The following is a 25,308-nucleotide window of genomic DNA, read 5'->3' on the forward strand; positions in this document are numbered from 1 at the left end:
TCTCCCTTCTTGGTTAGTATCGTCTAACCACACTTCAAAAAAAATTATTCTACTTCAATATTCTCAGCATCAGCCTTACGTATGGACAGCTCATATCCCCTAACATTTAGCTCCATAGGATCACCTAAGGGCGCAACTTTTCTCACAAGTATAGTTGTCCCTTTCGTTATGCCCATATCCATAATGCGCCTCTTTACAGGACCTTCCCCATTTATTTTTTTAACACTTACAGTTTGTCCAATCTTCACGTCTTTTAATGTACTCATCTTTTTCAACTCCTTTAAATCATGATTCTGTTAGCCATGGACTTGTCCAATGCTATTCTAGTATCCTTAACAGACAAAATCATATTTCCACCCATATCAGAAATTACTGTAACTTCTCCACCAATATTAAAGCCAAGCTCCGATAAGTGTTGACGAACCTCATCTCTACCTGTAATTCTAACTATTTTACTTCTCTGTCCTAATTTTGCCATTGATAAAGGCATACCCATTCCCTCCTTATACTGTAAACCTTCTAACCATTAATATTACTCACATACTCACTTTAATATCTTATTATTGCAATTATTAATATTATTTCAGTTAGCACTAGCTAACCCTTTCATTTGTATTGTATGCTAATATTTTAACCTTGTCAATAGTTTTTTTATATTATTTACTGATGTGTTAAAACATTAAAGCAAAAAATAAAGCAAAGACATGGCGTACACTACGCTTTCTTTGCTTTCACTTCTAATTTCATTACTCTATTTTCATATTTTTTCTATATCTTCTGAATTACCTTATTCAAGAACTTAATAGTTCTTGGGTTCTTAGGGTGATCAAATATCTCTTCTGGTGTACCTTGCTCTACAATGACTCCACCATCCATGAACACCACTCGATCCGCCGCCTCTCTTGCAAATTTCATCTCATGGGTTACGATCATCATGGTTCTGTGATGTTCTGCTAAATCTCTTATAACCTCTAGTACTTCCTCCACAAGTTCAGGATCAAGGGCTGATGTAGGCTCATCAAAAAGCATAAGTGTTGGGTTTACAGCCATGGCTCTAGCAATGCCTATTCTCTGTTGTTGTCCACCAGATAACTTAGAAGGATACTGATCTTTTTTATCCATAAGACCAACTCTCTCAATAAGCTCCAAAGCTATGTTTTCAGCTTCCTTTTTGTCCTTCTTCTGTACCGTAACCAAAGGCTCCATAATATTCTCTAAAGCTGTTTTATTTTTAAATAAGTTGTAGCTTTGAAAAACCATGGAAGTCTGAAGTCTTAAATCCCTTATATCTTTCTTGCTGCACTCTTCAGCATCCACAGAAACATTTCCAATGGTGATGACGCCCTTTTCAGGCTTTTCCAAATAATTTATGCACCTTAAAAGAGTGGATTTACCAGTACCAGAAGGTCCTATAATGGCAACTACCTCACCTTTTTTAACCTCTAAATCCACACCCTTTAATACTTCTAAATCATTAAACCTCTTATGAAGCTTCTCTATCTTTATCATGCTATTGTTCTCCTCAAATCATTCGTTCTCAACATAATACTATGCTTTTCACAACTTGTTGTCCAATAGATAACATGAATAGATAATTTTAAATTTATTATTTTATTAAATAGCTTTTTCTCTTTTTTCCATCACTGCCAAGTACAAAAGAGCCGTATAGTTATTCCGCAAAAAAACAAATCCCAGCACCACAAGAAATTTTCTCATGATGCTGGGCAGCTTATGCTCAAAGTTACATTTTAAAACTAATATATATTGTTAGCAAAATCTGCATTATTATGATAGCTGGCACTCCTAGGGTGAACTTTACATGCTTTGTCTTGTGCCTAAAGACTTTCATCCCCAAAAGGGAGCCCACGCTACCACCCAAAGCAGCTATGATAAGCAGCATGTTTTCACTGATGCGCCATTTATTTTTTATGGCACGTCTTTTGTCTATAAACATGGAAACATAGCCAACCACGTTTATGATTAAAAGGTATGTGAAACTTATTATATACAGGGTCTCTTTAGCCATAAATTATTTCTCGGACCTCTCATACATTCTTCTGTAATATTCTACATAATCCTTGGATACCACATTTTTCAGCCAATCGTAATTTGCCAAATACCATTCTATGGTCTTTACGATACCTTCTTCAAAGCAAGTTTCAGGGTACCAGCCCAAATCTTCTTTAATTTTTGAAGAATCTATGGCATATCTTCTATCGTGACCTTTTCTATCCTTTACAAAAGCAATGAGATCCTCAGTTATATTTTCATCCACGTTTCTTCCAAGGTACTTAATTACAAGCTTTACAATGTCGATATTTGTCTTTTCATTGTGGCCACCTATATTATAAACTTCTCCAACTTTGCCCTTTGAAACTACCAGGTCTATGGCTTTGCAGTGATCTTCTACGTAAAGCCAATCCCTTACATTGAGACCATCACCGTACACTGGCACCCCTCTGTGGCTCATGCAGTTGTTTATGATAAGAGGTATGAGTTTTTCTGGAAATTGGTACGGTCCATAGTTATTGGAGCATCTAGTAATATTCACAGGCAATTTATATGTTTCATGATATGCATTTACTAATAAATCAGCGGATGCCTTACTAGCTGAGTAAGGGCTATTAGGTGATATGTTGTTTGTTTCTGTGAAGTAACCCGTTTCTCCTAAGGAGCCATATACTTCGTCAGTGGATACCTGAAGGAATTTTACACCCTCTTTATAGCCATCTTCTACTTTCCACGCTTCCATGGCACAATTCAGCAAATTCATAGTGCCTAAGACATTGCTCTCTATAAATATTTCTGGATTTGTTATGCTTCTATCTACATGAGATTCTGCTGCAAAGTTTACTACATAATGGATTTCATTTTCACTAAATAATTTTTGCACTAATTCCCTATCTCTTATGTTTCCCTTTACAAAAGTATACATGTCATTCTTCTCTACGGATTTTAGGTTTTCCAAATTGCCTGCGTAGGTCAATGCATCTAAATTAATTATCCTTATATCCTTGTGTTCTTTTAACATATATATAACAAAATTTGAGCCGATAAATCCAGCTCCCCCAGTAACTAAGTATGTCTTCATAAGGTTTCAACTCCTCCCCACTTCTCGTCTTTGTCCGATAAGTTCAGCTTTTCTAGGTTTTCTATAGGCCATTTAACTCCTACGGTCTTGTCATCCCACCTTATACCACCCTCATCTTCTGGATGGTAGAAATCGGTGCACTTATAAGTAAATATAGCTTCCTCTGATAGAACTACAAAGCCGTGAGCAAATCCCTCTGGAATGTAAAACTGTCTCTTATTATCTTCTGTTAGTAGAACACCCTCCCACTTAAGGTAAGTAGGTGAATCCTTTCGTATATCAACAGCCACATCAAAAATCTCGCCCTTTAAAGCTCTCACTAGCTTTCCCTGTGGATGCTTTTTTTGAAAATGAAGTCCACGAAGTACTCCCTTTGTGGAAAAAGATTGATTGTCCTGTACGAATTCCATATCAAGTCCCGCTGCGTGAAAGTCATTTTTATTGTATGTTTCCATAAAATAGCCTCTGTTATCGCCAAAGGCTTTAGTTTCAATTATATACAAGCCTTCAATGGAGGTTTTTTTAAATTCAAATTTTCCCATTTCTTGCCCTCCTTATATTTTGTCCTATTATTTCATCTTACTAACTTCAGTTTAATTATTTTTCGTCACTGCCAACTGCAATGTCCATAAGATACTTTCCATATCCTGTTTTCAATAGAGGTTCGGCTAACTTTTCTAATTCAGTTTTGTTGATCCAGCCTTTTCTATAGGCAATCTCCTCTAAGCAAGCAATATATGTACCTTGAGTGCTCTGAACAGCTTCCACAAAATTAGATGCCTTTAACATAGAGCTATGTGTACCAGTATCTAACCACGCCATTCCTCTTCCAAGTAAGTCTACCTTTAGAGTTCCCTCTTCCATGTACAACTTATTTAAATCTGTTATCTCTAACTCCCCTCTTTTCGACGGTTTTAAAGACTTTGCCTTTTCGCACACCGAATTGTCATAAAAATATAACCCTGGCACTGCATACTTTGATTTTGGAATTTCTGGCTTTTCTTCTAAAGATATGACCTTATTATCTTTGTCAAACTCCACTACACCAAATTCACGAGGATTCTGCACGTAGTAACCGAATATCATGGCACCCTTTTTAATTGATGCACCTATATCAAGATGTTTTCCGAAACTCTGTCCCCAAAAAATATTATCCCCTAAAATAAGACATACATTGTCATGGCCTATGAACTTCTCTCCAATAATGAAAGCCTCTGCTAGACCGTTAGGTTCAGCTTGCACTTCATAGCTTATATTAAGACCCAATTCTCCCCCATGTCCAAATAGCTCTTGAAACACCTTAACATCTCTAGCTGTGGAGATGATAAGTATATCCCTTATGCCACTTAACATAAGCACAGACATAGGATAGTATATCATGGGTTTGTCGTATATTGGCACCATTTGCTTAGACATTGCTTTTGTAACAGGGTAAAGCCTAGTGCCAGACCCTCCTGCAAGAATTATTCCCTTCATGAAAACTACCTTCCTTTTTTATTTATTATGCCTCTTACCAAAGAAAGTTCCAAGGTATCTAGCTGCAAAGTTAGGCACAATCTGAAAAATTACCTGGTATTCTCTTTCCTGCCAAGCTCTCTTTAACACATAGCTAAACAAAGAGAAACCAGTTTTATTTGCTTTATATTCTAAAAGATATCTGTTCTGTCCTAGAAAAACCCCTGTGTCGTAATATCTTTTGTATAATTGTTTTAAAGTGAATTTGTGGGAATGTACCACCCAAGAATTAGCACAGTATTTAATCCTATAGCCATTCGTGATCAATTTGTAGGCAAAATACATGTCCTCATTGGTAGGCATTCTTTTGCCATCGTAACCCTTTAGTTCTACAAATATATCCCTTCTTATAGCAGAAGCTGCGTCGGAAAAGAAAAACGTTCTAAAGCCTAATTGGGGGATGCTATCCTTCGACACTATTCTGCTGTTTTTTTCGTAGTTTTTCTCCCTTATATACTTTTCTATGCCACGTTCCTCACATATTTGACGGCTAAAGGCAGCTTCACACTGTCCTTCTGAAATAGGTTGGGTAAGATTGTATAACCATAGGGAATCTTTTACTATTATGTCCTGGGTAATAAAAACCACGATGCTGCCCTTTGCTTCCATGGCGGCTATTTCTCTAGTTGTGCTATGTGAAAACTCTTCAGGCGTAGTAATGCTGTACTCGCAGTGAAGTCTTTTTAGAATATCTTCACTGTTATCCCCTGTTTCGGTCAACACATATTTTATAGAGCGTATGTCTACCTTTTCCTGTTTCAGTATGCTCTTATGCAGTTTTTCTATATATCCTTCACCCTTATACAAAGGGCATATTATAGAAATATCCATAACTCTCTCCTTACAAGCTACTTTCTTTTTCTTCCCTTTGCAGTATATTTGAAAATACCACAAGGAAAATATAAATTGTTGAAAATTGTTTTATTATTGGGCTCTCTACAAGATTAAACAAGAAAACATAAACCACAAAACTTATTATAAAAGATAAATAATTGTTGTCTTTTATATGCAAATTTAGCTTCTTCATTTTCCTTAAAGTCATTATAAGCATCCCTATTATAAATATTGTACACAATCCGCCAAAATCCACCATAAGTTCTAAAAATCCATTGTGGGCACTTGGGGGTATGGATCCATATATATTTCTAATATAACATTTGCCATATACATTGGCAGTTAAAAAGGCTGAAAATCCAAAGCCAAGGAAGGGTTTAGCTACTATGCCTCTCAATACACCATCCCAAATAACACTTCGACTAGTAAGTGATGCATCTCTTCCCATTCTCTCTAATATTTTAACATAAAATGGCGGCGACGTAACTATGATAAGTAAAATAAGTATTATTCCAGGGATTATAAAAATTAAAGTCATGGACGCAAGCTTTCTGTTTCTGCAAGCAAGCACAAGAAAAATCATAACTGGCAAAAGAAGCAGTGAAGTCATGCTTTTTGATAAATATATCAGCATTAGACAAATTACCATGCAAGCCACAGACATTTTTCGCCTTTTCTTATTTTTTTCACTGTTAATGTACATCCATACACTTATGCCTGCGCCAAGCACAGAATACAAGCCCAAAGTATTTCTATGTTTAAACAATCCTTTGATTGGTCTAAAGGCATATCTCATCTCCTCTAGCTGTATTGTGCCTGGAAGCCCTATAATGGATATATACAAGTTTATTATTCCCAATGCAAGGAACCAAATGAAAATCATATGAAAAAATTCTTCCTTATCGTAAGTAATCCCAATATAAATAGCTGGTATAGTAGTAATACAAAGGAAATATGCATTTTTCAAGGTTTCCAAGTGGTATACAGACCATATGGAAGATAAAATACTAAAGGCCATTACGGACAAAAACAGTACATTAAAGCCTAGAAGCTTTTCCCTTAAGTGCTTATCCTTAAGAATATAAATAGTTACAAAAAAGGTCAGCGCTGAAAAATATATGTACTTCATCAACTTCACAACAGCGTACTCACCAAGGGCTATACCTGAAGTAAAAAATAACATGGCAAACAGTATGCCGTATCGGAAGTATTTATTTTTAAACTTATTTTCAGTTATCTTTGCAATATTATCCATTAATTTTATCATTATAAACCCCCTACGCCCTTTTTCAGAAGCGTATTTACATAATATTTAAATTCATCTTTTCTATAGAACATTATAATGTAACTTCCGTTGATTACAATTACGCTTATCATAATCCTGAAAAAAAGATTGATTAAATTGCTGTTAAAAGTAATTAATTTAAAGCAAAAACTGCAAAGTAAAAACGGAACCACGGCACACATTGTATACGCAAGGTAATACTTTAAGTATTGGAAAAAGCTCTTGTTAAATACCTTGTTAAATACGATTTTCGGTTTAAGCCAAAATACTACTGAAAGGTTGCTGATTAAGGTTCCAAGGAAAATGCCGGAGATTCCTATTTTATTGGCTAAAATAATAGAAGATATAAGATTTATAAAGGCTTCTGCTATAGGCGCATACCTGTCTTCGTAGTAAAGCCCAGCGCCTTCCTTAAACTTATCTGCAGTCATCCTCATAGTATTAATGTAAAAATTCACAAGGATTATAATTACGATGTTAGAATCCATAATGTACCTTTTGCCTATCCACAGCCTTATAAATGAGTCGATACAATTGTATAAGGACATGGTTACAAAGGAAGACATCCAAAAATTAAAGAAAAATAGCCTTTTAAATACTAAAAAAGATCTTTTATTGTCTCCTTCCACTAGCAAATTACCAATGCCTGGACTTATGGCTTCAAATATCTTGTTCATGAGATTTTTACAAAAGGATATTATCAAATTGTAGTTTTGTACCAGCGCAACTTTCACTAAACCAAAAAAGTAAGTTACGAGAAGATTATCTGTACTGAAAACTACGAAACCACCTATTTTGTGTAGAAAGAGAGCTTTTATGTTTCGAAGTATGCTGTTTTTAGATTTTACTTCAATAATTTTCTCTTCCTTAAACCACTGAAACTTTTTATTGATAATCTTATTTATGATGATCAAATATAGGATGTTAGTTATTATCTGGCATCCTATGTACATCACAAAGGACTTAAATGAATATATAACTAATATCTGAAGAAATATTTTCAAAGATTTACATACAAAATCCCAAAAGGTCACTATGTATAAATTTTGGCTTGCATTTAAAAGACATATTTTGTATGAAAAGTAATAAGTGATTACAGTGTCTATAACAAACAGCATGAAGCATATTTGCATATATGTAGTATCTAAATTTCCATTGACTTCGGCTCCCTGTTTCATAAAGAACTTTAAAAAAGGAAGCAGTATAATTGAAGAAATTAGCACTACGGTACCACATATTTTGTATATCTTCGAAAAAAGAGTAACCAAGCTTTTTATTTCAGATCTATTTTTATCTTTAAAGGGCTTATAAAGAGCAAATAAAATAGCAGTGCCCACCCCTGATTCTACCAGGTTTAAGAAATTTAGCGCTTCCTTTAAAAAAGACTCTAATCCGCCTATTTGATCTCCTAACACACTTAGCAAGACTTTTCTGCTGACAAAAGTCAAAACCATTAAAAACACGTAGGTTAGCACATTGTATACTACATTTTTTTTTGCATAATTAGTTCTTGCCTTATTTTCCATTTTTAACTTCCTTTATAAAGTGTACTAAATTGTATGCCAAATTTCTATTAATAAGTATCATTACGGCAAATATCTTGTATTTTATATTGGCTTTAACACCATTTATTTTAAACTGTTTCAAATACCTTCTTATGTCCTGACGGCCAGTAAATTCCATAAGCTCACTTTTACATTTAGAATTTGTACTAAGGGCAGTAAATATTCTAATTATGGAGTGAGGGATCTGAAATTCAACCATGGCTTTTCGTATATCTTGAGATTTATAGCTTCTTTCATTGTAATTATAAATCTCCATGCTGGCATTAAAAAGGCTATAATAACTTTCATTGGGAGTTTTAGTTACAGAATTTTTTCTTCGGATATAGTGAGAAAGCACTTGTTTCACACAAGTTACCCTTTTGGAGTTCATAAGTGCTTTTATAATAAACACTGTATCTTCTCCAAAACAAATATTCTCTGGGAACACTATTTTATTGTCTACTATTAGAGACCTTAAATAAAAACCTGAAATAGCACTTATCCAAAATTTATCTCCAGCCATTAGCGCCGCCGCTTCCAGTCCTCCCATGGGCTCTTCAATATACCTATCTAACTTCCTTATTACTTTTTGGCTTTCGTAGTCTATATGTTCATAGCCGCAAAAAACCACTTCTGCCTGATCCTCTATGGCTTTGTTGTAAAACTCCATAAGAGCCGTAGAAGAAATATAATCATCGCTGTCTAAAAAGAAAATATATTCTCCTGAAGAGTTTTCTACCCCTATATTTCTCGCCTTGCTGACACCTTGATTTTTTTTTCTTATTATCTTATAAGATATACAGGATTCCTTTAATATATTTTCACATATATCTGCACTTCTATCGGTGGAACCATCGTCAACTATTATTAGCTCAAAGGCTTTAAAACTCTGGCTTATAAGGGATAACAGAGTTTCCTTCACGTATTTTTCCACGTTGTACAGTGGTATAATCACAGAAATTTTTATAGGATTATCCTCCATAAACACGCCTCCTAAATATGGAATTCCATAAGTATTTTCCCCATATTTTTATTTCTAGCTTCATCTTCAAAAACGGAATAGTAATCACTTATAGTCTTAATAGTTCTAACTTGACGAACTAATTTTTCAAGGCTGGAATTGTACCCTGAATTATTCATAAGCTCTATACTTTTTTCAAAATCCTTTACATTGCTTCTCGTGGTCCCTGTTATGGTGATGCCTTTTTCCAATATCTTTCTTGTATTTATCATGATATTTTCCTCGGATACACCAGTGAGTACAGCAGTTCCTCCAATTTTAATCCTGTCTATTATCTGATTTATGGCACTCTCCGCCGCTTTGGATCCCACACATTCAAAAGCAATGTCTATTTCTTCATCTATTTTCAGTTCATCTTCAGCTATGTAATGCCTATGGCAGGGAAACAAACTGATTTTTTCTTCATGCTTACCAACCACAATTACCTTGCAATTTGTAGTATTGCTTATTATGGAACTTATTATATAGCCCACAATGCCATCTCCAAATACAGCCACAGTTTTGTCAGAAAGTGGTTCTTTAATCCTCCTAATGGCGGCAAGGCCCACAGAAGTCAGTTCGGCAAATACAGCTTTGGTAGGCTCTATATCACCTATAGGTATCACGTTACTAGACGGGAAAGATATATACTCGCAGGAGAAGCCATCCTTATTGCTAGAAGCGAATTTTGCTACAGGGCAGAAATTTTCTCCTAATTCCTCATGTTTTTTTATATAGCACTTAGAACACTCTTTTTCCATGTGGTTTTCATAACCTAAAGGACAACTTCCATCTACATGGCACTGTACTATATTTGGAACTAATACAACTCTATCTCCTATTTTAAACTTCCCACTATAATCTTTTATAACTGTACCTGTAGCCTCATGAAGTAATCTCATGGGATATTTCAATCCAAGCACTCTCTTCTGCCTCTTTCCAAGGAAATACCTAAGGTCCGCCTTACATATGGCAGCAAAATCTATTTTCACCAAAACATATCCTTCTTTTAATTCCACATCTTCATAGTATATCTCAAAAGTTTTAGGTGATACAATTTTAAAGCCTTTACTAAGCATAAAATCACCTCTAATTCATTTCAAGCTTACCTAGCTTGATTATAGATTTTAAAAGAAGCAGATCTTCAAAAGTAGTAACCTTGAAATTCATCTTATCGCCCTTTACAAGGTGAACCTTTTGTCCATACTTTAACACAAGCTGGCAATCATCAGTGGCATCCGTATTTTGGCACTGCAAAGCGTATTCATGGGCTGCCTTTATAAGTGAAAATGTAAAGCTCTGAGGTGTTTGACCTAAGTATAGATCTTTCCTTCTAGGCACTTCCTCAATGGTGTCACCATCCAAGCTCTTTATTATAGTGTCTGCACTTGGTATTACCGTGTCTACAGCCTTATGTTCTGAAGCTCCCTGAATATTTTCATCTATTATTCGCTGTGCAATTAAAGGCCTTGCTGCGTCGTGAATAACTAGAATATCTTCCTGGCTGCAAAATTCTGTAAGGGCTTTTATGGAATTGTATACAGATTGCTGTCTTGTACTTCCTCCATCTAAAATCCACTTTACCTTTGAAATGCCATACTGTCTTATCCAAATTTTTAAGTCTTCTTTATACTCCTGTTTGCACATGACGGCAATATAATCGATACCTGGATTTATATCGAAGGCCTCAATAGTATGTATTATAAGTGGTTTACCATATATATCTATAAACTGTTTTGGAATATCGCTACCCATTCTCGTTCCACTGCCGCCTGCTAAAATCACTGCAATATTCATAGAACCCTCCCAATGTAAAAGTAAATTTACTTTAAAAATCTATTTACAAATCTCTCGCTGGATTTTCCATCAGTGTAATGACAGAACTCCTTGGCAAATTTCCTTATGTTCTCCATATCATAATTTTTATCTTCTACCTTTTCTATTTCCTCTATAACTTCCTCAGTAGTATTTAGCCTTTTTCCCGGTATAAACTCCTCATAATCAAAATAAAAGCCTCTTATATTTTCTTTATACTTATGGTAATCATAGGCATAGAAAAACATTGGCTTTTCAAGAAGTGCATATTCAAAAATCACAGAAGAATAATCTGTAATGAGCATATCACTTGAGATCATGAGATCATTTATATTATGCTTTGAAAAGTCATAAACAAAATCCTTCAGTTCTTCTTCTATCTTGAAGGGGTGGCGTATGATTGGATGAATTTTTAGAATCACCCCATACTCTGTTCCTAATCGTCGCTTCATTTCCCTAAGATCAAGTTGCATATTGAAATATTCCTTCTCGTCATCCCTGAAGGTGGGAGCATAAAGTATCAGCTTTCTCCCCTTTAAGCATGGGTTCTCGTCTTCAAAGTTAAGCCTTTCTTTTCTTATGTACTCTTTGTCAAACAAAGGATCCGTCCTAGGAACGCCCATATCTAAAATCTTTTGCTCCGGAATATTTAAAGCCTTTGAATATATGTCCTTTACCTTGTCAGAGCTTACAAGAAGATAATCTATGTTTTTGCTATCCATTATATATTTTTCTCTTTCCTGTTGACTCTTTGCCGAGTCCATTGCAAAGGTTTTAAATACACCCATGGCATGCCAAGTGTTTATCATAAGAGTATTCTTCCTTTTTCTAAGAAAAAAGTAGTAATGGTTATTGGTTATCCACATTGAGGAAGTAGCTAAATAAAACATATGCATGAAGCCCTTTGTTTTTACTACTTTAGTATTTTCCCCTAATTTAACCTGGTTAATCTCCACATTTTTATTCACAGGGATTATTATTTCATAATCTAGTTTTTCACGCTGCATCTCATTGTATATATACAATAGGTTTCCATAAAAGCCTTTGCCATAATCACATTCCATAATTATTCTTCTCTTTTTTACTGGAAACACCTTAAGCAAGTTGAATGCAATAGATGCAATAAAAAATACAATTTGTTTCATATATTATTCCTTCTTAAGTTTATTTGCAAACTTGCGTTTTAAAAATGCAATGATTTTTTTCACCCAATGAACTCTTTCCATATTCAATATTGGTATTTCAGCATAGTTCATACTCTTGTAATCTAACCATACATTGAATAACCTTTCACTTAAAAAGCCAAAGACTCTGCTCTGATACTCATCGTAGGTGGATAAGTCAATATTTTTCTCAAGTTTAAACAGAATATGAAAGAGCCAAGAACAGTACTCGTCAAAATTCTCCTTTTTCATTACAAACATATTGTAAAGGTGAAGGCTTCCACCGTCCATTATCCTATTATAACTTTCCACATATTCTGGATAATCACTTTTGAGAATATTGTAAATTTTTTCTAAATCACTACCATTATGGGCATTGTCATAATGAGATCTTACAGTTTCTATGTAATAGTGTCTCTTTCTAGGCAAAATAATATCGTAATTCTCTAAAAGACTTTCCGTCTCTGATTTATTTAAAATGAAGGACAACTTGTTATTTCTATGAAAGAATCTCTTCCATGGAGATTTTAGAGTAAAATACCTTCTATAATGACACAATCCTATGTATTGACATTTTAGATTTTTGTACGCCCAATAAAGCCCAGTTAGTTCACAATAGTTTGGGTTTTTATCTGAAATATTATCTCCAGTGTTATCCCCCATATAGCCAAGTTTCTGTTTACCCTGGCAACCCACGTGAAGCGGTATATACATATTATCCTTGGGCATGTCATACTTCTTATGTGTAGCTACCAAGATTTTTATATCCATCACCTATAAGCTCTCCTTTAGCCATTTTTAAAGCTTCTTTTATGACCTTGTGCATGTCATAATACTTGTATTCCCCAAGTCTGCCACCAAACAATATATGTTTATCCCCCATTGCCAATGCTCTATATTTTTCGTATACTTCTTTGTTCCTATCATCTAATACTGGATAATAAGGTTCCTCTCCCGGTGTCCATTCTAGTGGGTATTCCCTTGTTATTACAGTGCAGCTGCTGTGACATTCTTTTTGAAAATGCCTGTGTTCGATGATTCTTGTGTATGGAACATCTGAAGAAGTGTAGTTCACCACTGCATTTCCCTGATAATTTTCCTTCGAAATAACTTCTTCCTCTAGTTTAAGACTTCTATATTGAAGATGTCCAAATCTATAACCATAATACTCGTCTATCATACCTGTGTATATAATCTTGTCTGCCACATTTTCGTACAAATTTTTTTCCTTTAGAAAATCCGTATTTAGAAAAACGTCAGCATCCTTTAAGAGCCCTTGGATAAGCTTTGTATAACCACCCTCAGGTATGCCTTGATATTTATCATTAAAGTAATTGTTGTCGTAAGTATACCTAACTGGTATTCTCTTTATTATAAAAGAAGGAAGCTTGCTACAAGGTCTTCCCCATTGTTTTTCAGTATAACCTTTAATTAACTTTTCATAAATATCCGTACCCACAAGAGAAATAGCCTGTTGTTCTAAATTGCATATATCAACACAGTTGTATGCTTTTTTTTGGCTTTCAATTCTCTCCTTTGCCTCTTCTGGTGTAACAACACCCCACAATTTATTAAAGGTGTTCATATTAAAAGGGAGATTGTATATCTCTCCCTTGTAGTTTGCTATGGGCGAATTTATAAAGTTATTAAATTTAACAATTTTATTTACGTAATTCCAGATTTCTTCATCATCTGTATGAAAAATATGTGCTCCATATTTATGAACTTGTATCCCTTGAAATTCCTCACAATACACGTTCCCGCCAACATGATCTCTTTTATCAATAACTATACAACTTTTCCCATACTTAGCAGCCTCGTGTGCAAATACAGCCCCGAAAAGCCCAGCACCTACCACTAAATAATCATACTTCTTCATACCTATTTTGCTCCTCGTCCCCTAAAGACTTCCACGAAAGTCTTTAAAATTATAGTAAAATCAAGCAATAAATTTCGTCTATCTATATATTCCATATCCAGTTGAACTCTCTGTTCATATGTAGTGTCGCTTCTTCCATTAACTTGCCAATAACCCGTAAGTCCTGGTTTTACGCTTAAAAGCTTATGACCATACTTTCCGTATAGTTCTATTTCCTTTTCTACAATAGGTCTCGGTCCAACTATGGTTAAATCACCTTTTAAAATGTTTAGAAGTTGTGGTAGCTCATCTAGACTGGTTTTACGCAAAAAACCGCCTATTTTCGTTATTCTCGGATCATCTTCCAGTTTAAAGTTCTTCTTAAATTCTTCCTTTTGATCCTCTGGAAGCTTCTCGATGAGATCCTCTGCATCCTGTACCATGGTTCTAAACTTGTAAACCTTAATTATCTTGCCTCTATAGCCTAATCTTTTGTGAGCAAAAAACACTGGACCCTTAGAATCTAGCTTTACAATGATAGCTAGAATGAAAAACACTGGGCTAAGAAGCAAAATTCCTACTATGGATCCTACAATATCCACCAATCTCTTAACAAAATAATACATGAAACTCTTTTCGCACTGAATATATTCATCACGAGTAATCTCGTTTTTATCTGTGTCTATTCCAACCATTTTTGTTTCCTCCTATGCACAGCGTGTCCGTTGTTATCTTCCTCATAAGTATAAGGAATTGTTACAACAGCTAGCCATCAGATAAAATTATTATATCACATAATAATTCATTATACCATTTATAATAATTTCTGTAACCTTCTCATATAATTATTACAACAAACAATTCTTAAGGAGCTAAATATGTCAAAATCAGATTTATATGTCATTCCAAAAGAAGACATAAATAATTTTCTAGACTATGCGGACAACATAAGTATCTTTACACCTCCTAAAATTAAGCCGGGAAATAAAGTAAATAAAACTGGTGCAAAATCCATAAAATTAATAGAAGAGTTAAAAGAACAAAAGTCCATAATCAATAAACTAATAGAGACAAAAGAAGAGTTATCTGAAAAATACCTTAAATTATCCTCCCTTTACAGTAGCCTAGAGCAAAGGCTGAGTTTGTCGGAAAAGCAAAGTGTAGAGTCTTTGATGGAAACCCTTGCGGCACTTGAAAATAACAATGATTTTTTAGATACTTTGTTAAATACATTATTGCCTGAAAACAACATGACACCTTAAATATGCGTATAAAAACAAAGAGCCTGAAGCTTAAAACTTCGGCTCTTTACAAATGCAAAATATTATACAAAAACATAGGTAATATAACCTTTGTAAGTTACCTTACCAAATATGCCTCTGCAGCTCAGGTTGTTCTGATTAATGATTTGAATTACTGTGTTGTAATCGCTAGCATTAAATTTAACAGATCTAGAACAGCCTACAGATATTTTGCTGGGCGTAGAAATAATCTCTGATTCCACCTTCATATCCCTTAACTTTCGATTGAGCATGCTTGTATGGGTATAGGATGCAAAAACAGCCAAATACTTTTCTTCCATAATTGCACTTCCTTGTATTATTAATGTTTGTGAATAGTTCTGCCTTAATTATTATATTCCATACAAGCATATCAGGTGATTACTTTACAACCTAAACAGACGCCTAAAGAATCCTTTTTCCAATTCTTCTTGAAGTTCATCTTCTAATTCCTCTATTATAATTTCCTTTTCCTTAACTTTAGCTTCTGCATCTTGGATTATTTTATTCTTACCTTGTATCACATCATCATTATTTTTTATAGTTTGTTCGTAAGATTCTATTATCCTGTTGCTCTCCATTAGCTCTTCTTCTAACCTATCCTTTTGTGACTTTATTATATTTAGTTCACTTAGATAATTTTCTATGGCATCTTTTTCTATGTCATATGACTTTATTTTATCTAAAACCATATTCTGTTTATTTATAATGCTATTTTTTAAATTTTCCACATTTCCCTCTATGGCCTTTCTTATTTCCTCAGAGCATTCTTCTTCAGGCTTATCCTCTAAATTTCTCTCATTGTCCGCACTGTCATTCACTTTGTTTTCTATCAATGTCTTAATATCTAAATTTTCCATAATACCACTCACACCTCTTTTAAGGGATTCTTTTTTGCATTTTATGCAGAATTTTTCTACAACATAGCTCTCGCAAACAGTGAAATTCATATTTTCAAATTTCAATATATCAATGTTGTTTACACTGCAAAGGGGCGTTGTAGTGAGCATGGACTTATTTTCCCTCCAAACAGCGTACATTTCCTCTTGTTCTATGATATCAATTTTTTCTATTTTATGGATACTATGATGAATTTTCTGCTTTGTCAATTTTAGTTCCTTATCTAAAATTACAATTCTAACTGACCATATGGATGCAACGTGTTCCACCATAGCCACAATGGTAAATCCATGCTTTTTCTTTACATCTAAACTCTCAATCTCGCCTCTTACATTTAACAGCTTTATTTCATCGCTCCACAGCTGAGATTTGTAGCCTCTATAGAAGATGTAGTTTTTGCTAAACATCTTATCCACATAATAAAGGCCAATTTCTTGGAAATTATTATCCATTACACAATGCTTGTACCTAAGTGCCTTATTCAGGCTGTGTAGTACATTTTTCTTCACCGATTCTTCTTCGTATATGTAATGAATAAGTACATTTTTTACTTTGTTAGAATTATTTTTCAAGATGGCTATTATATTTATATTTCCACTTTCAATGAACATATGGGCATTGCATATCTTATAATTACCTGAATAGTAGGAATACAGTATGCCCGTATTTATATTTTCATCTTGCAATATGCTACATTTCAAATCCTCTCCTTGTCTAAATAGCATATATATACTTCTACTGTCCTCCACGTAGACGCTTATCTCTTCTATGTCCCTACCCATATTCTTTGTAAATGATTTTAAAGCATCCTTTGTATTATCTACATATAGTACAAGTTCCTTTTCTTGATTTTTTTCAAAGGTATACATACAATCTTCTTTGTAAACTCGTATATACTTCTCCATACCGCTATCACCTTCACCCTATGATTTTCCTATTACAATATATTCTTTGAGCAAAAAAAATATGATTTTATCTCACATATAATGTATATTTTCATATTATGTAATAGATGAATATTATATTTTTAAGGAGGCTACAATTATGGCACTTATGCCAATTTCAGAAATAAAATGTCCTATAGACATTACAGAACTACCCCAATATACAGGTTTTGAACAATATCAACAGGTTATAGCTATAGAAGTTCCCGTAGTATACGATCAATGCCTTATAAAAAAATGTTTACTAGACGAAGAGGATCCAAGAATACTAGGAGCGACCCCTATATGTCCGGAACATTCCTACACAGCTGTTTCTGGATTAACCGCTGAATTTAAGAACGTTGCAGTTGGTACACCTGTTAATTTTAGAGGTTTTCGAGATTTCAAAGTCACAATAAACAGTGTATCAAGCACTACTGTGTCATCTACCCAAAAATCTGTAACTATTAACTATGAACTTGAATTTATAGCAGAAGTTTTTCTAGGAGCAGACTCCGAGTCCGAAACCATTACTATAAGTAACTTAACAGAGACGGTGTTGTTGGATTATCCTTCTAATGTTTCACAAATTTCTGTTTCAACAAATAGTTCCCCTAACTCCTTATCATCTCCAACTTTTAAAATCGTTTTATTACCTGATATTGCAAATTCAGGTGCTTACTTCATTTATGAACCAACCGGCGGTGGTGGTGGTGGTGGCCAAGGCAACGATAAAGTAGATGTTACAGCATACTTTAACATCTGTTATACGTTGATGATAAAAGTTGAATTAGAATCTCAGATTCTTATACCATTCTATGGATTCTATAACACTGGCAAAACTTGTTCTTCCTCAGCAGATACTTGTCCTTGCATTCAGTGTTTAAACACTGCACCAGGACCATTCTATCCACCTATAGACTTCTCAGTGTTTGATTGTGTTTCTTCAACCCCATTATTACAGAGGGGAGAGAAAGCGCCTTTAGCAACTCCAACTAATGAGTAACCAAAAAGAGACCCTGCTTTTAGCAGAGCCTCTTTTTTTATCTTTTAAATGAAACTTAACACTCTCTTCAATAAAATACTTCCTCGTAAATATCCTTTATAGCTTCCACAAAGCGTTCCATATCCTTCATGGTATTAAAATACCCCGGAGTCACCCTAACTACACCCTGTCTCTCTGTGTTTATACACTTGTGGATCATGGCCGCACAATGGTATCCAGTTCTAACGGCTATATTCCTTTTATTTAAAGCAGTCCCCACCTCTGAAGGTTCCATATAATCAATATTTATGGCTAGGGCACCTGCTCTTCTAGCCCTTATATCACCGTAAATCTTCACATAGCTGAGTTTTGCCAGTTCCCTTACAAGGTATTTTATAAATTCATTTTCTTTTTTATCTATTCTTTCAGGCGTTTCTTTTTTAATAAATTTAATACCTTCACAAAGTCCTATTATGCCGGGAATATTGAGAGTTCCGCTTTCAAACTTATCTGGCACCATGGAAGGTTGAATCAATTCCAGTGAATTACTACCCGTGCCACCCATTTTTAATGGATTTACAATATCACATACACTTTCACTTATATACAGCCCGCCTATTCCCTGAGGTCCTAAAAGACCCTTGTGACCTGGGAACGCTAAAATGTCTATATTCTCTTCCTTTACATCTATATTCAGCTTTCCAGCACTTTGAGCTGCATCCACCATAAATATTATGCCGTGTTTTTTGCACAATCGACCTATATCCTTTATATCCTGGATAGTTCCCAATACGTTAGATACGTGGTTCACCACCATAAGCTTGGTATTTTCCCTAATGGCCCTTTCTAAATCTACCATATTGAGTTCCCCTAGCTCATTTACAGGTACAATAGTATTGGTGACTCCCATTTGTTCCATAAACTTTATAGGTCTTAAAACTGCATTGTGTTCTATGGCTGTGGTGACAACGTGGTCACCCTTTTTTAAGGCTCCCTGTATAGCCGTGTTAATAGATTCCGTAGCACCACTTGTAAAAAATATATTTGAAGGGTTATCTATATTAAACAATTCTTTTATAAGTAGTCTAGTCTCTAAAATCTTCTCTTCAACAATTTCAGATAATTTATAGCTGCCCCTACCAGCGTTGACACCATACTTTTCTATATACTCTCTCATCTTTCGTCCTACATTGGGTGCCTTTGGATAAGTTGTGGCACCATTATCAAGATATATCACATAATCACTCCTTTTAACATAAGTTATAATTATATAATATTAATGTAGGCTATAATAGGTACTACTTTTCTATACTATTTGATTATATTCTCTCCCATTGCAATTCTCTTTTCTGCGTTGTCAACGATTTCATCTGGATATCCAATGTGTTTTAATATTCTTATGGCATTACGTGTTGGTGATACACCTTTTTTTATAAGGTAATCAAATATAAATTCATTTTCCTTCACGTCTTCTCTAAAGTAATAACATTCATACTTATCATTCAATAACTTTGTCAGCTCTAAATCGTGAGTAGCCACCAATACTAAGGCATTATTTTTGTCTAAGTAACTTAATATTTCCGTTGCTGCACTTACTCTCTCCACAGGATTTGTGCCTCGGAATATTTCATCAATAAGAGCTAATACTGGCATCTCTTCATTGCACTTCTTTATGATCCTGAGTATGCCCTCAACCTCTCCATAGTAATAACTCTTTCCACTTAATAAATTGTCTTCAGGACTTATGGAACTTAAGGTGTAAAAATAAGAGGATTCATACGATTTTGCATTACAAGTACAAATAGTTTGAGCCATAACCGCGTTGGCCCCTATGGTCCTTAAAAATGTAGATTTTCCAGCCATATTTGAACCTGTAAGGATTATACCTCTTTCATCCATGGTTATATCATTGGGTACTGGATTTTCTAACATAGGATGGTAAATTCCTTTTGCATTGATGTACCTTCCGTTGTTTTTCAGCTGTGGCACGCAATACTTATCTTGCTCCATTCCTTCTCTGTAGGATGCTATGGAAATAAGAGCATCCAGTTCACCTATGTTAAAGTAAATATTTTTCAATTCCTCTTTTACATTTAATTTGTTAAGTTCTTTTATAACAGAGTAAAAGGCTCTTTCCTTCATAAAAGTGATAATATTTATGTATTCTAAAAAGGAGTCTATGAAATCATTTCCCGTTTTCATGCTCATAGCTGCAGCTTTTTTTCTTACAGTTTCACACTTTTTAGCGGAAGTAGCTAGAGGCTCTGTATATACCTTAAGTTCGTCTACTTTGATTTTCCCAAGCTTACCAGCCCCACTTATAAGGTATCCAAGGTATTTCATAGATTCCATGTATGTAGACAACGTGACCTCAGTTTTATAGTGAAACATTATATCCACAACCACCAGTGTAAGTATGAGCAGCAATTTATTTATGCTAAAACCGGAAAATATCAGCCATATAATTGCCATAAAGTTCATCAAAGGCAATAAATAAAATAGGTACCTTATGGCGCTTTGATCTTTGAAATCATCCCATAGCATATCAAATACATCATTTTTATTCTTTCCTATTTTAGAAAGCTCTAGTTGCACTTGCATTCTCTCATTGTATTTTTCCTGAAAAAATCTTATTTTCTTATCTCTTTCCTTAAGCTTATCCTCTTCCATCAAAGGAGTTCTAAGCATACTATATAGAACCTGTTGTCCAACGGTAGTTTGGTTTCTATCTATCTTGCAAAACACTTGTTCTAAGTTAAGGTCCTCAAAGGTATTGTCGTCAATATAGAAGTCCAATAACTCTCTTCCCTTTAATATATCAAATAAAGAACGTATGCTTTTAAAATTTCTTTTTATCTTGCTCTCCTTTCTCCAACTTTTTCGGATTTTCTCCATATTTTTCTCTTCGCCAAATATACCCATATTATCATTCACTACCTTTCTCTTAACATTTCAATATGAGGTATATTTTCCTCAATATACACACTTGAAGTTTTTCTAAATCCCTCTGATTCATAAAATTCCACAAGATGCTCTTGCGCACTTATTCTTATGGAGCTTTCACCCAAATTATACATTATGAAATCAAAGGCCTTATGTATAGCTTCTCTAGCGTATCCTCTTCTTCTGTATGAAGGGTTCACAAGCAATCTACCAATGGACACTTCTCCGTAGGCAACTCCCCTCTCCAATATTCTCAAATACGCTATGATCTCCCCACTCACGTAATTCATCAAAAACAAGTGATATGCATCATCATCCTTATTATCCCTATCAGGAGATGAACATTTTTGTTCCTCTACGAACACCTTCGTCCTTATTTCAAAAATTCGATCTATATCATGTTTTTCAAGATTTGACAGTTTATCTATTCTCCAATCCATTATGAGCCTCCCTTAATTAAAATAATACTGACCATACTATTATACCAAATTTTATTATTTAATTTAACATTATCAAAAGAAATCATATTATTTTTATAGCAAAAAGAACTACAAAACTATTATTAAAATATTTTTGTAGTTCAAAATTCAAGTCTGTATTTTATTATAGTTTTATTTGTAGAACACCATCGCCAATATCGCTTAGGTACAACTCCGGCTCATATCCAATGATAGTTTTGTAGTTTTCTATCATATTTTTCCCGAATTCTTCAAGGTTATCCTTTTTTACAATGGCTAAGGCACATCCTCCAAAACCAGCGCCTGTCATTCTTGCGCCAATGCACCCCTTTATCTTTAATGCTTCTTCTACAATAACATCTAGCTCTCTTCCCGTAACTTCGTACAAATCTCTAAGAGAATTGTGAGATTCTACAAGAAGCTGACCGAACTTGATGATATCACCCTCATGAAGACATTTAAAGGCTTCTTTAACCCTTATATTTTCCATAACCACGTGGCGAACTCTATTTTTAAGAACCTTTTCATCTAATAGAGCTTCACATTTACTTAGCTCATCCTCTGTAATTTCACAAAGATACTTTATAGGTTTTTCCTTTGAAATTATTTCAAGGGCTCTATCACACTCACTTCTTCTTTCATTGTACTTAGACTCATTCAGCGCCCTTCTCTTGTTTGTGTTCATAAGCACTAAAGAGTAATCTTTAAGATCCACAGGGGCATACTTATACTCTAAAGTATTGCAATCTAGAAGTATGGCTTTTTTCTCCATACCCATGGCTACAGCAAATTGATCCATTATCCCACAATTTACCCCCACAAACTGATTTTCAGCCTTCTGGCTTAATTTTGCAAGGTCCACAAGACTAATTCTGCAATCGTTGAATAACACATTAATTATATACGCTACTAGAACCTCTAAAGAAGCCGAAGAAGATAGTCCCGCTCCATTTGGTATGTCTCCACTTATAAGCAGCTCCATGCCCCCTACCTTATAACCTGCATCCTTTAAAGTTTTTATGACACCCTTTGGATAGTTGGCCCAATCATCTTCTTCCTTGTACTCAATTTGGTCAATGTTAAAGTCCACAGCGAGCTCAAAATTCGTTGAAGCCAGCCTTACAAGGTTGTCTTTTCTTTTTCTAACAATACCAAAGGTTCCAAATTCCAGGGCACATGGAAACACAAGGCCTCCATTGTAATCTATATGTTCTCCGATTAAGTTTACCCTGCCTGGAGAACTAAATCCGGAAATTGTTTCTTTATTTTCTCCATAAAGCTCTTCAAATCTATCTACTAATTGATCTAAATTCATTTTGTAATTCCCCTTATACTTATATTTTCCTTAAAAACTTTTCGTATGCTTCTCGCAGTTCTTCCGCAGTTTCTTCCACGGCTCTTGGATTACACGCTGCCCAAGCTCCGGTTTCAGAAGATGCATTGTACTTTATTTTATCCTTAGATCTTAAAGGTGGATAAAACTCCACATGAAAATGATAGTAATCATCGTAATTCCCGTACTCTGGTGAGTTTACAGGTGCCTGGTGAATGCACATCATATATGGAAATCTTCTATCAAACAGTGCATCAAAAGTCCCCGACATCTTGCGGATAATATCTGCAAAGGATGTCTTTACGGAATCCTTAAAGTCTGTTATTTTTGAATAATGTGCTTTTGCACTTATGAAAACTCCATAGGGGTAATCGGTGAAAAAGGGAAGATAAGCCACAAAATCATCATTTTCCATGATAACCCTTTGCTTAAAATCCTGTTCTTCTTTGTTCATCCTGCATATTAAACATTCATTATTCTTTTCATAGTAATCTCTGCAGTTATTTAGCTCTGTCTTAATTTTAAGAGGCATAACTGAATAACCATATATTTGTCCATGGGGATGGGGCATAGTTACGCCTACCTCTTCTCCTCTGTTTTCAAATTGAAAAATATACTTTATTTTTTCGTCCTTTTCCAGTTCTTCATATCTTTCACACCACAAATCCACAAGCTTTCTCACATGCGGCAACGGTAATTCGCTGAGTACAGCATTGTGCTCCTTTGAGTATAGTATGACTTCGCACTTTCCATAGCTTTCCCTGGTGGTATAAAAATCACTGCCTACGCTATCTGGTATAGGTGGATTTTGACTTAGCGCTGGAAAATCGTTGTCGTATTTATAAACCTGAAAATCCTCTGGAACTTTTCCAGATCCGGGACAAAAAGGACACCAATCCTTTGGCATCTGTGGCCTATTTTGTCTATGAGATGCCACCATGGTCCAATCGCCTAATAGTGGATTATATCTTAACTCTGCCATAATTATTTACCTCCAAACAGAAAACCTTTTCTATAACATAATAAATTTACTGTTATTATACCATATGGAATAACAACAGTAAATATTAGTTTAATCATTAAAATAGTGATATTTATTCTCTTCATCAATTTTATCTAGATTATTATACGTATCTCGTGTTGTAGATAGCTCTTTTTTCCTTAAGGAACTATTTATTAATTTTTTTATTATATCCTGAATAACTGCAAAGGTTGGAACACCTAGTACCATTCCTGTAAACCCAAAAATACCGCCAAAAAGCAATATGGAGAATAGCACCCAAAAACTGTCCACACCTATGGAATCTCCTAAAATTTTAGGGCCAAGTATGTTCCCATCAAATTGTTGAAGTATGAGTATAAAGATTATAAAATACAAACATTTTTCTGGATTTACCATAAGTATTATCAAGCCAGAAGGTATAGCTCCGATAAAAGGTCCAAAGAAAGGTATAATGTTTGTAACTCCCACAATAACACTGATGAGCATAGCATAAGGCATTTTAGCAAAGTACATAAACACAAAACAAATAACTCCTATTATAAGGGAATCTAATATTTTGCCGTTTACAAATCCACTGAACATCTTGTTTGCAAATCTCATTTCCTCTAGAATTGCATTGGCTTTGTTTAAATTGAAGCAGCTATATAATACTTTTTTTGCCTGTGCCGCAAATTTTGTTCTATTGCTTAAGATGTATATAGCCACAATTATCCCAACAAAAGCATCCTTTATGAAATTCACAAACCCAAACACACCGATGGAAAATCCACTTAACAGTGATTTAAAATTGGGAATTATAGTGGATTCCAGCCAATCCTGAAAATTTATATTCATGCTCTGTCCGAACTTTTCTACATATCCGTTTATTGTTGGATTTCTTTGCAATATTCCTTGAACCCACTCTATAAGCTGGTTTACATTGTAAGGTAAGTCCTGCAAAATCCTCATGATACTTGTGTAAACCTGTGGAATCACAAGGTATAACAATGTGACAACCATAGCTAAACCAAAAAGTATACTTAAAAATATACTTATACTCTTATTAAATCTCTGTCTCTTTTCTTTTGACTTTATTACTTTAACTGTGAGTTGTTCTGACTTCCTCCAAATATAATTGCACACTGGTATAAGAAGGTATGCTATGACTCCCCCATAAATAAAAGGTCTTAATATTCTCATCAACCTTTCAAAGGCAAAATGCACATCCTTTATTTTGAATATGGAGAAGAAAAATAATATGCTAAGTGCCAAAACAAAAAAACAAACTAATGCAATTTTGAGGTACTTTTTATAATTACCTTTGTTCAATTTATTTAAATTCTGTTACGTAAAACTTATAGAGACTGAATGCAATTTAAGGCCCTATAACATTGCCAGT

Annotated in this window: 27 protein-coding genes; 2 read left to right on the forward strand and 25 right to left on the reverse strand. The window is 34.5% G+C overall.

The annotated features are described in order from the left end of the window. Nucleotides 1-44: 44 nt before the first annotated feature. The 17 genes from BUA73_RS08680 to BUA73_RS08760 all read right to left on the reverse strand — a co-directional run bounded on the left by BUA73_RS08680 (nt 45) and on the right by BUA73_RS08760 (nt 14,800). The gene (locus BUA73_RS08680; protein WP_072903738.1) at nt 45-266 is read right to left on the reverse strand and encodes a FeoA family protein; all 222 of its coding nucleotides are present in this window, start codon (nt 264-266) and stop codon (nt 45-47) included. 14 nt (nt 267-280) lie between these two features. After that, a complete protein-coding gene (locus BUA73_RS08685; protein ID WP_072903739.1) occupies nt 281-490 on the reverse strand; it encodes a FeoA family protein in 210 nt (69 codons plus the stop codon). A 278-nt stretch (nt 491-768) separates the two neighbouring features. Next, nucleotides 769-1,509: an amino acid ABC transporter ATP-binding protein gene (locus BUA73_RS08690; RefSeq protein WP_072903740.1), complete on the reverse strand. Its 741-nt coding sequence runs from the start codon at nt 1,507-1,509 to the stop codon at nt 769-771. Between the two features lie 232 nt (nt 1,510-1,741). Next, nucleotides 1,742-2,026 carry a DUF1294 domain-containing protein gene (locus BUA73_RS08695; RefSeq protein ID WP_072903741.1) on the reverse strand — a complete coding sequence of 95 codons (285 nt, stop codon included), beginning with the start codon at nt 2,024-2,026 and terminating at the stop codon, nt 1,742-1,744. 3 nt (nt 2,027-2,029) lie between these two features. Then, on the reverse strand, nt 2,030-3,091 hold the full coding sequence (gene rfbB / locus BUA73_RS08700) for a dTDP-glucose 4,6-dehydratase (RefSeq protein WP_072903742.1): 1,062 nt from the start codon (nt 3,089-3,091) through the stop codon (nt 2,030-2,032). Then, on the reverse strand, nt 3,088-3,633 hold the full coding sequence (rfbC, locus tag BUA73_RS08705) for a dTDP-4-dehydrorhamnose 3,5-epimerase (RefSeq protein ID WP_072903743.1): 546 nt from the start codon (nt 3,631-3,633) through the stop codon (nt 3,088-3,090). The genes rfbB and rfbC overlap by 4 nt, the downstream gene beginning before the upstream one ends. Before the next feature lie 55 nt (nt 3,634-3,688). Continuing rightward, on the reverse strand, nt 3,689-4,567 hold the full coding sequence (gene rfbA, locus BUA73_RS08710; protein WP_072903744.1) for a glucose-1-phosphate thymidylyltransferase RfbA: 879 nt from the start codon (nt 4,565-4,567) through the stop codon (nt 3,689-3,691). Nucleotides 4,568-4,585: 18 nt separating this feature from the next. Then, nucleotides 4,586-5,437 carry a glycosyltransferase family 2 protein gene (locus tag BUA73_RS08715; protein WP_072903745.1) on the reverse strand — a complete coding sequence of 284 codons (852 nt, stop codon included), beginning with the start codon at nt 5,435-5,437 and terminating at the stop codon, nt 4,586-4,588. Between the two features lie 10 nt (nt 5,438-5,447). Next, nucleotides 5,448-6,707 carry an O-antigen ligase family protein gene (locus tag BUA73_RS08720; RefSeq protein WP_072903746.1) on the reverse strand — a complete coding sequence of 420 codons (1,260 nt, stop codon included), beginning with the start codon at nt 6,705-6,707 and terminating at the stop codon, nt 5,448-5,450. Next, entirely contained in the window at nt 6,707-8,251 is a 1,545-nt protein-coding gene (locus tag BUA73_RS08725) for a lipopolysaccharide biosynthesis protein (protein ID WP_072903747.1), read from the reverse strand. Before BUA73_RS08725 ends, BUA73_RS08720 begins: the two co-directional genes overlap by 1 nt. Continuing rightward, complete coding sequence (locus BUA73_RS08730) at nt 8,241-9,251, reverse strand: glycosyltransferase family 2 protein (RefSeq protein WP_072903748.1); 1,011 nt, start codon at nt 9,249-9,251, stop codon at nt 8,241-8,243. Before BUA73_RS08730 ends, BUA73_RS08725 begins: the two co-directional genes overlap by 11 nt. 11 nt (nt 9,252-9,262) lie before the next feature. Beyond that, the gene (locus BUA73_RS08735) at nt 9,263-10,348 is read right to left on the reverse strand and encodes an alcohol dehydrogenase catalytic domain-containing protein (protein ID WP_072903749.1); all 1,086 of its coding nucleotides are present in this window, start codon (nt 10,346-10,348) and stop codon (nt 9,263-9,265) included. Between the two features lie 10 nt (nt 10,349-10,358). Next, nucleotides 10,359-11,066: a 2-C-methyl-D-erythritol 4-phosphate cytidylyltransferase gene (gene ispD / locus BUA73_RS08740; protein WP_072903750.1), complete on the reverse strand. Its 708-nt coding sequence runs from the start codon at nt 11,064-11,066 to the stop codon at nt 10,359-10,361. 26 nt (nt 11,067-11,092) lie between these two features. Further along, nucleotides 11,093-12,229, reverse strand: coding sequence for a CDP-glycerol glycerophosphotransferase family protein (locus tag BUA73_RS08745; RefSeq protein WP_072903751.1), 1,137 nt, complete (start codon nt 12,227-12,229; stop codon nt 11,093-11,095). Nucleotides 12,230-12,232: 3 nt separating this feature from the next. Then, nucleotides 12,233-13,018: a DUF4422 domain-containing protein gene (locus BUA73_RS08750; protein ID WP_072903752.1), complete on the reverse strand. Its 786-nt coding sequence runs from the start codon at nt 13,016-13,018 to the stop codon at nt 12,233-12,235. Beyond that, entirely contained in the window at nt 12,987-14,126 is a 1,140-nt protein-coding gene (gene glf / locus BUA73_RS08755; protein ID WP_072903753.1) for a UDP-galactopyranose mutase, read from the reverse strand. Before glf ends, BUA73_RS08750 begins: the two co-directional genes overlap by 32 nt. A gap of 2 nt (nt 14,127-14,128) precedes the next feature. Then, complete coding sequence (locus BUA73_RS08760; RefSeq protein WP_072903754.1) at nt 14,129-14,800, reverse strand: sugar transferase; 672 nt, start codon at nt 14,798-14,800, stop codon at nt 14,129-14,131. 183 nt (nt 14,801-14,983) lie between these two features. Here BUA73_RS08760 and BUA73_RS08765 point away from each other — a divergent pair, with 183 nt between their 5' ends. After that, on the forward strand, nt 14,984-15,367 hold the full coding sequence (locus BUA73_RS08765; protein ID WP_072903755.1) for a hypothetical protein: 384 nt from the start codon (nt 14,984-14,986) through the stop codon (nt 15,365-15,367). A 62-nt stretch (nt 15,368-15,429) separates the two neighbouring features. On the opposite strand, the gene BUA73_RS08770 is transcribed toward BUA73_RS08765, so the two are convergent. Both BUA73_RS08770 and BUA73_RS08775 read right to left on the reverse strand, forming a co-directional pair. After that, on the reverse strand, nt 15,430-15,687 hold the full coding sequence (locus BUA73_RS08770) for a putative Se/S carrier protein (RefSeq protein ID WP_072903756.1): 258 nt from the start codon (nt 15,685-15,687) through the stop codon (nt 15,430-15,432). Nucleotides 15,688-15,771: 84 nt separating this feature from the next. Next, entirely contained in the window at nt 15,772-17,190 is a 1,419-nt protein-coding gene (locus tag BUA73_RS08775) for a hypothetical protein (protein WP_072903757.1), read from the reverse strand. A gap of 139 nt (nt 17,191-17,329) precedes the next feature. Between BUA73_RS08775 and BUA73_RS08780 the strand changes: the two genes are divergently transcribed. Next, complete coding sequence (locus BUA73_RS08780; RefSeq protein WP_072903758.1) at nt 17,330-18,214, forward strand: hypothetical protein; 885 nt, start codon at nt 17,330-17,332, stop codon at nt 18,212-18,214. 67 nt (nt 18,215-18,281) lie between these two features. Here the strand turns inward: BUA73_RS08780 and BUA73_RS08785 are convergent, their stop codons facing one another. From BUA73_RS08785 to BUA73_RS08810, 6 genes are all read right to left on the reverse strand, one after another. Then, nucleotides 18,282-19,430 carry an aminotransferase class V-fold PLP-dependent enzyme gene (locus tag BUA73_RS08785; RefSeq protein WP_072903759.1) on the reverse strand — a complete coding sequence of 383 codons (1,149 nt, stop codon included), beginning with the start codon at nt 19,428-19,430 and terminating at the stop codon, nt 18,282-18,284. 74 nt (nt 19,431-19,504) lie between these two features. Beyond that, on the reverse strand, nt 19,505-21,127 hold the full coding sequence (locus tag BUA73_RS08790; protein WP_084672175.1) for a MutS-related protein: 1,623 nt from the start codon (nt 21,125-21,127) through the stop codon (nt 19,505-19,507). Next, nucleotides 21,127-21,576 carry a GNAT family N-acetyltransferase gene (locus BUA73_RS08795; protein ID WP_072903760.1) on the reverse strand — a complete coding sequence of 150 codons (450 nt, stop codon included), beginning with the start codon at nt 21,574-21,576 and terminating at the stop codon, nt 21,127-21,129. Before BUA73_RS08795 ends, BUA73_RS08790 begins: the two co-directional genes overlap by 1 nt. Nucleotides 21,577-21,739: 163 nt before the next feature. After that, nucleotides 21,740-22,909: a galactokinase gene (locus BUA73_RS08800; protein WP_072903761.1), complete on the reverse strand. Its 1,170-nt coding sequence runs from the start codon at nt 22,907-22,909 to the stop codon at nt 21,740-21,742. Nucleotides 22,910-22,928: 19 nt separating this feature from the next. Beyond that, nucleotides 22,929-23,909: a galactose-1-phosphate uridylyltransferase gene (gene galT / locus BUA73_RS08805; protein WP_072903762.1), complete on the reverse strand. Its 981-nt coding sequence runs from the start codon at nt 23,907-23,909 to the stop codon at nt 22,929-22,931. Nucleotides 23,910-23,999: 90 nt separating this feature from the next. Next, nucleotides 24,000-25,238, reverse strand: coding sequence for an AI-2E family transporter (locus BUA73_RS08810; protein ID WP_072903763.1), 1,239 nt, complete (start codon nt 25,236-25,238; stop codon nt 24,000-24,002). Nucleotides 25,239-25,308 lie beyond the last annotated feature (70 nt).

The sequence above is a fragment of the Hathewaya proteolytica DSM 3090 genome, from assembly GCF_900142225.1.
Classification (GTDB): domain Bacteria; phylum Bacillota; class Clostridia; order Clostridiales; family Clostridiaceae; genus Hathewaya; species Hathewaya proteolytica.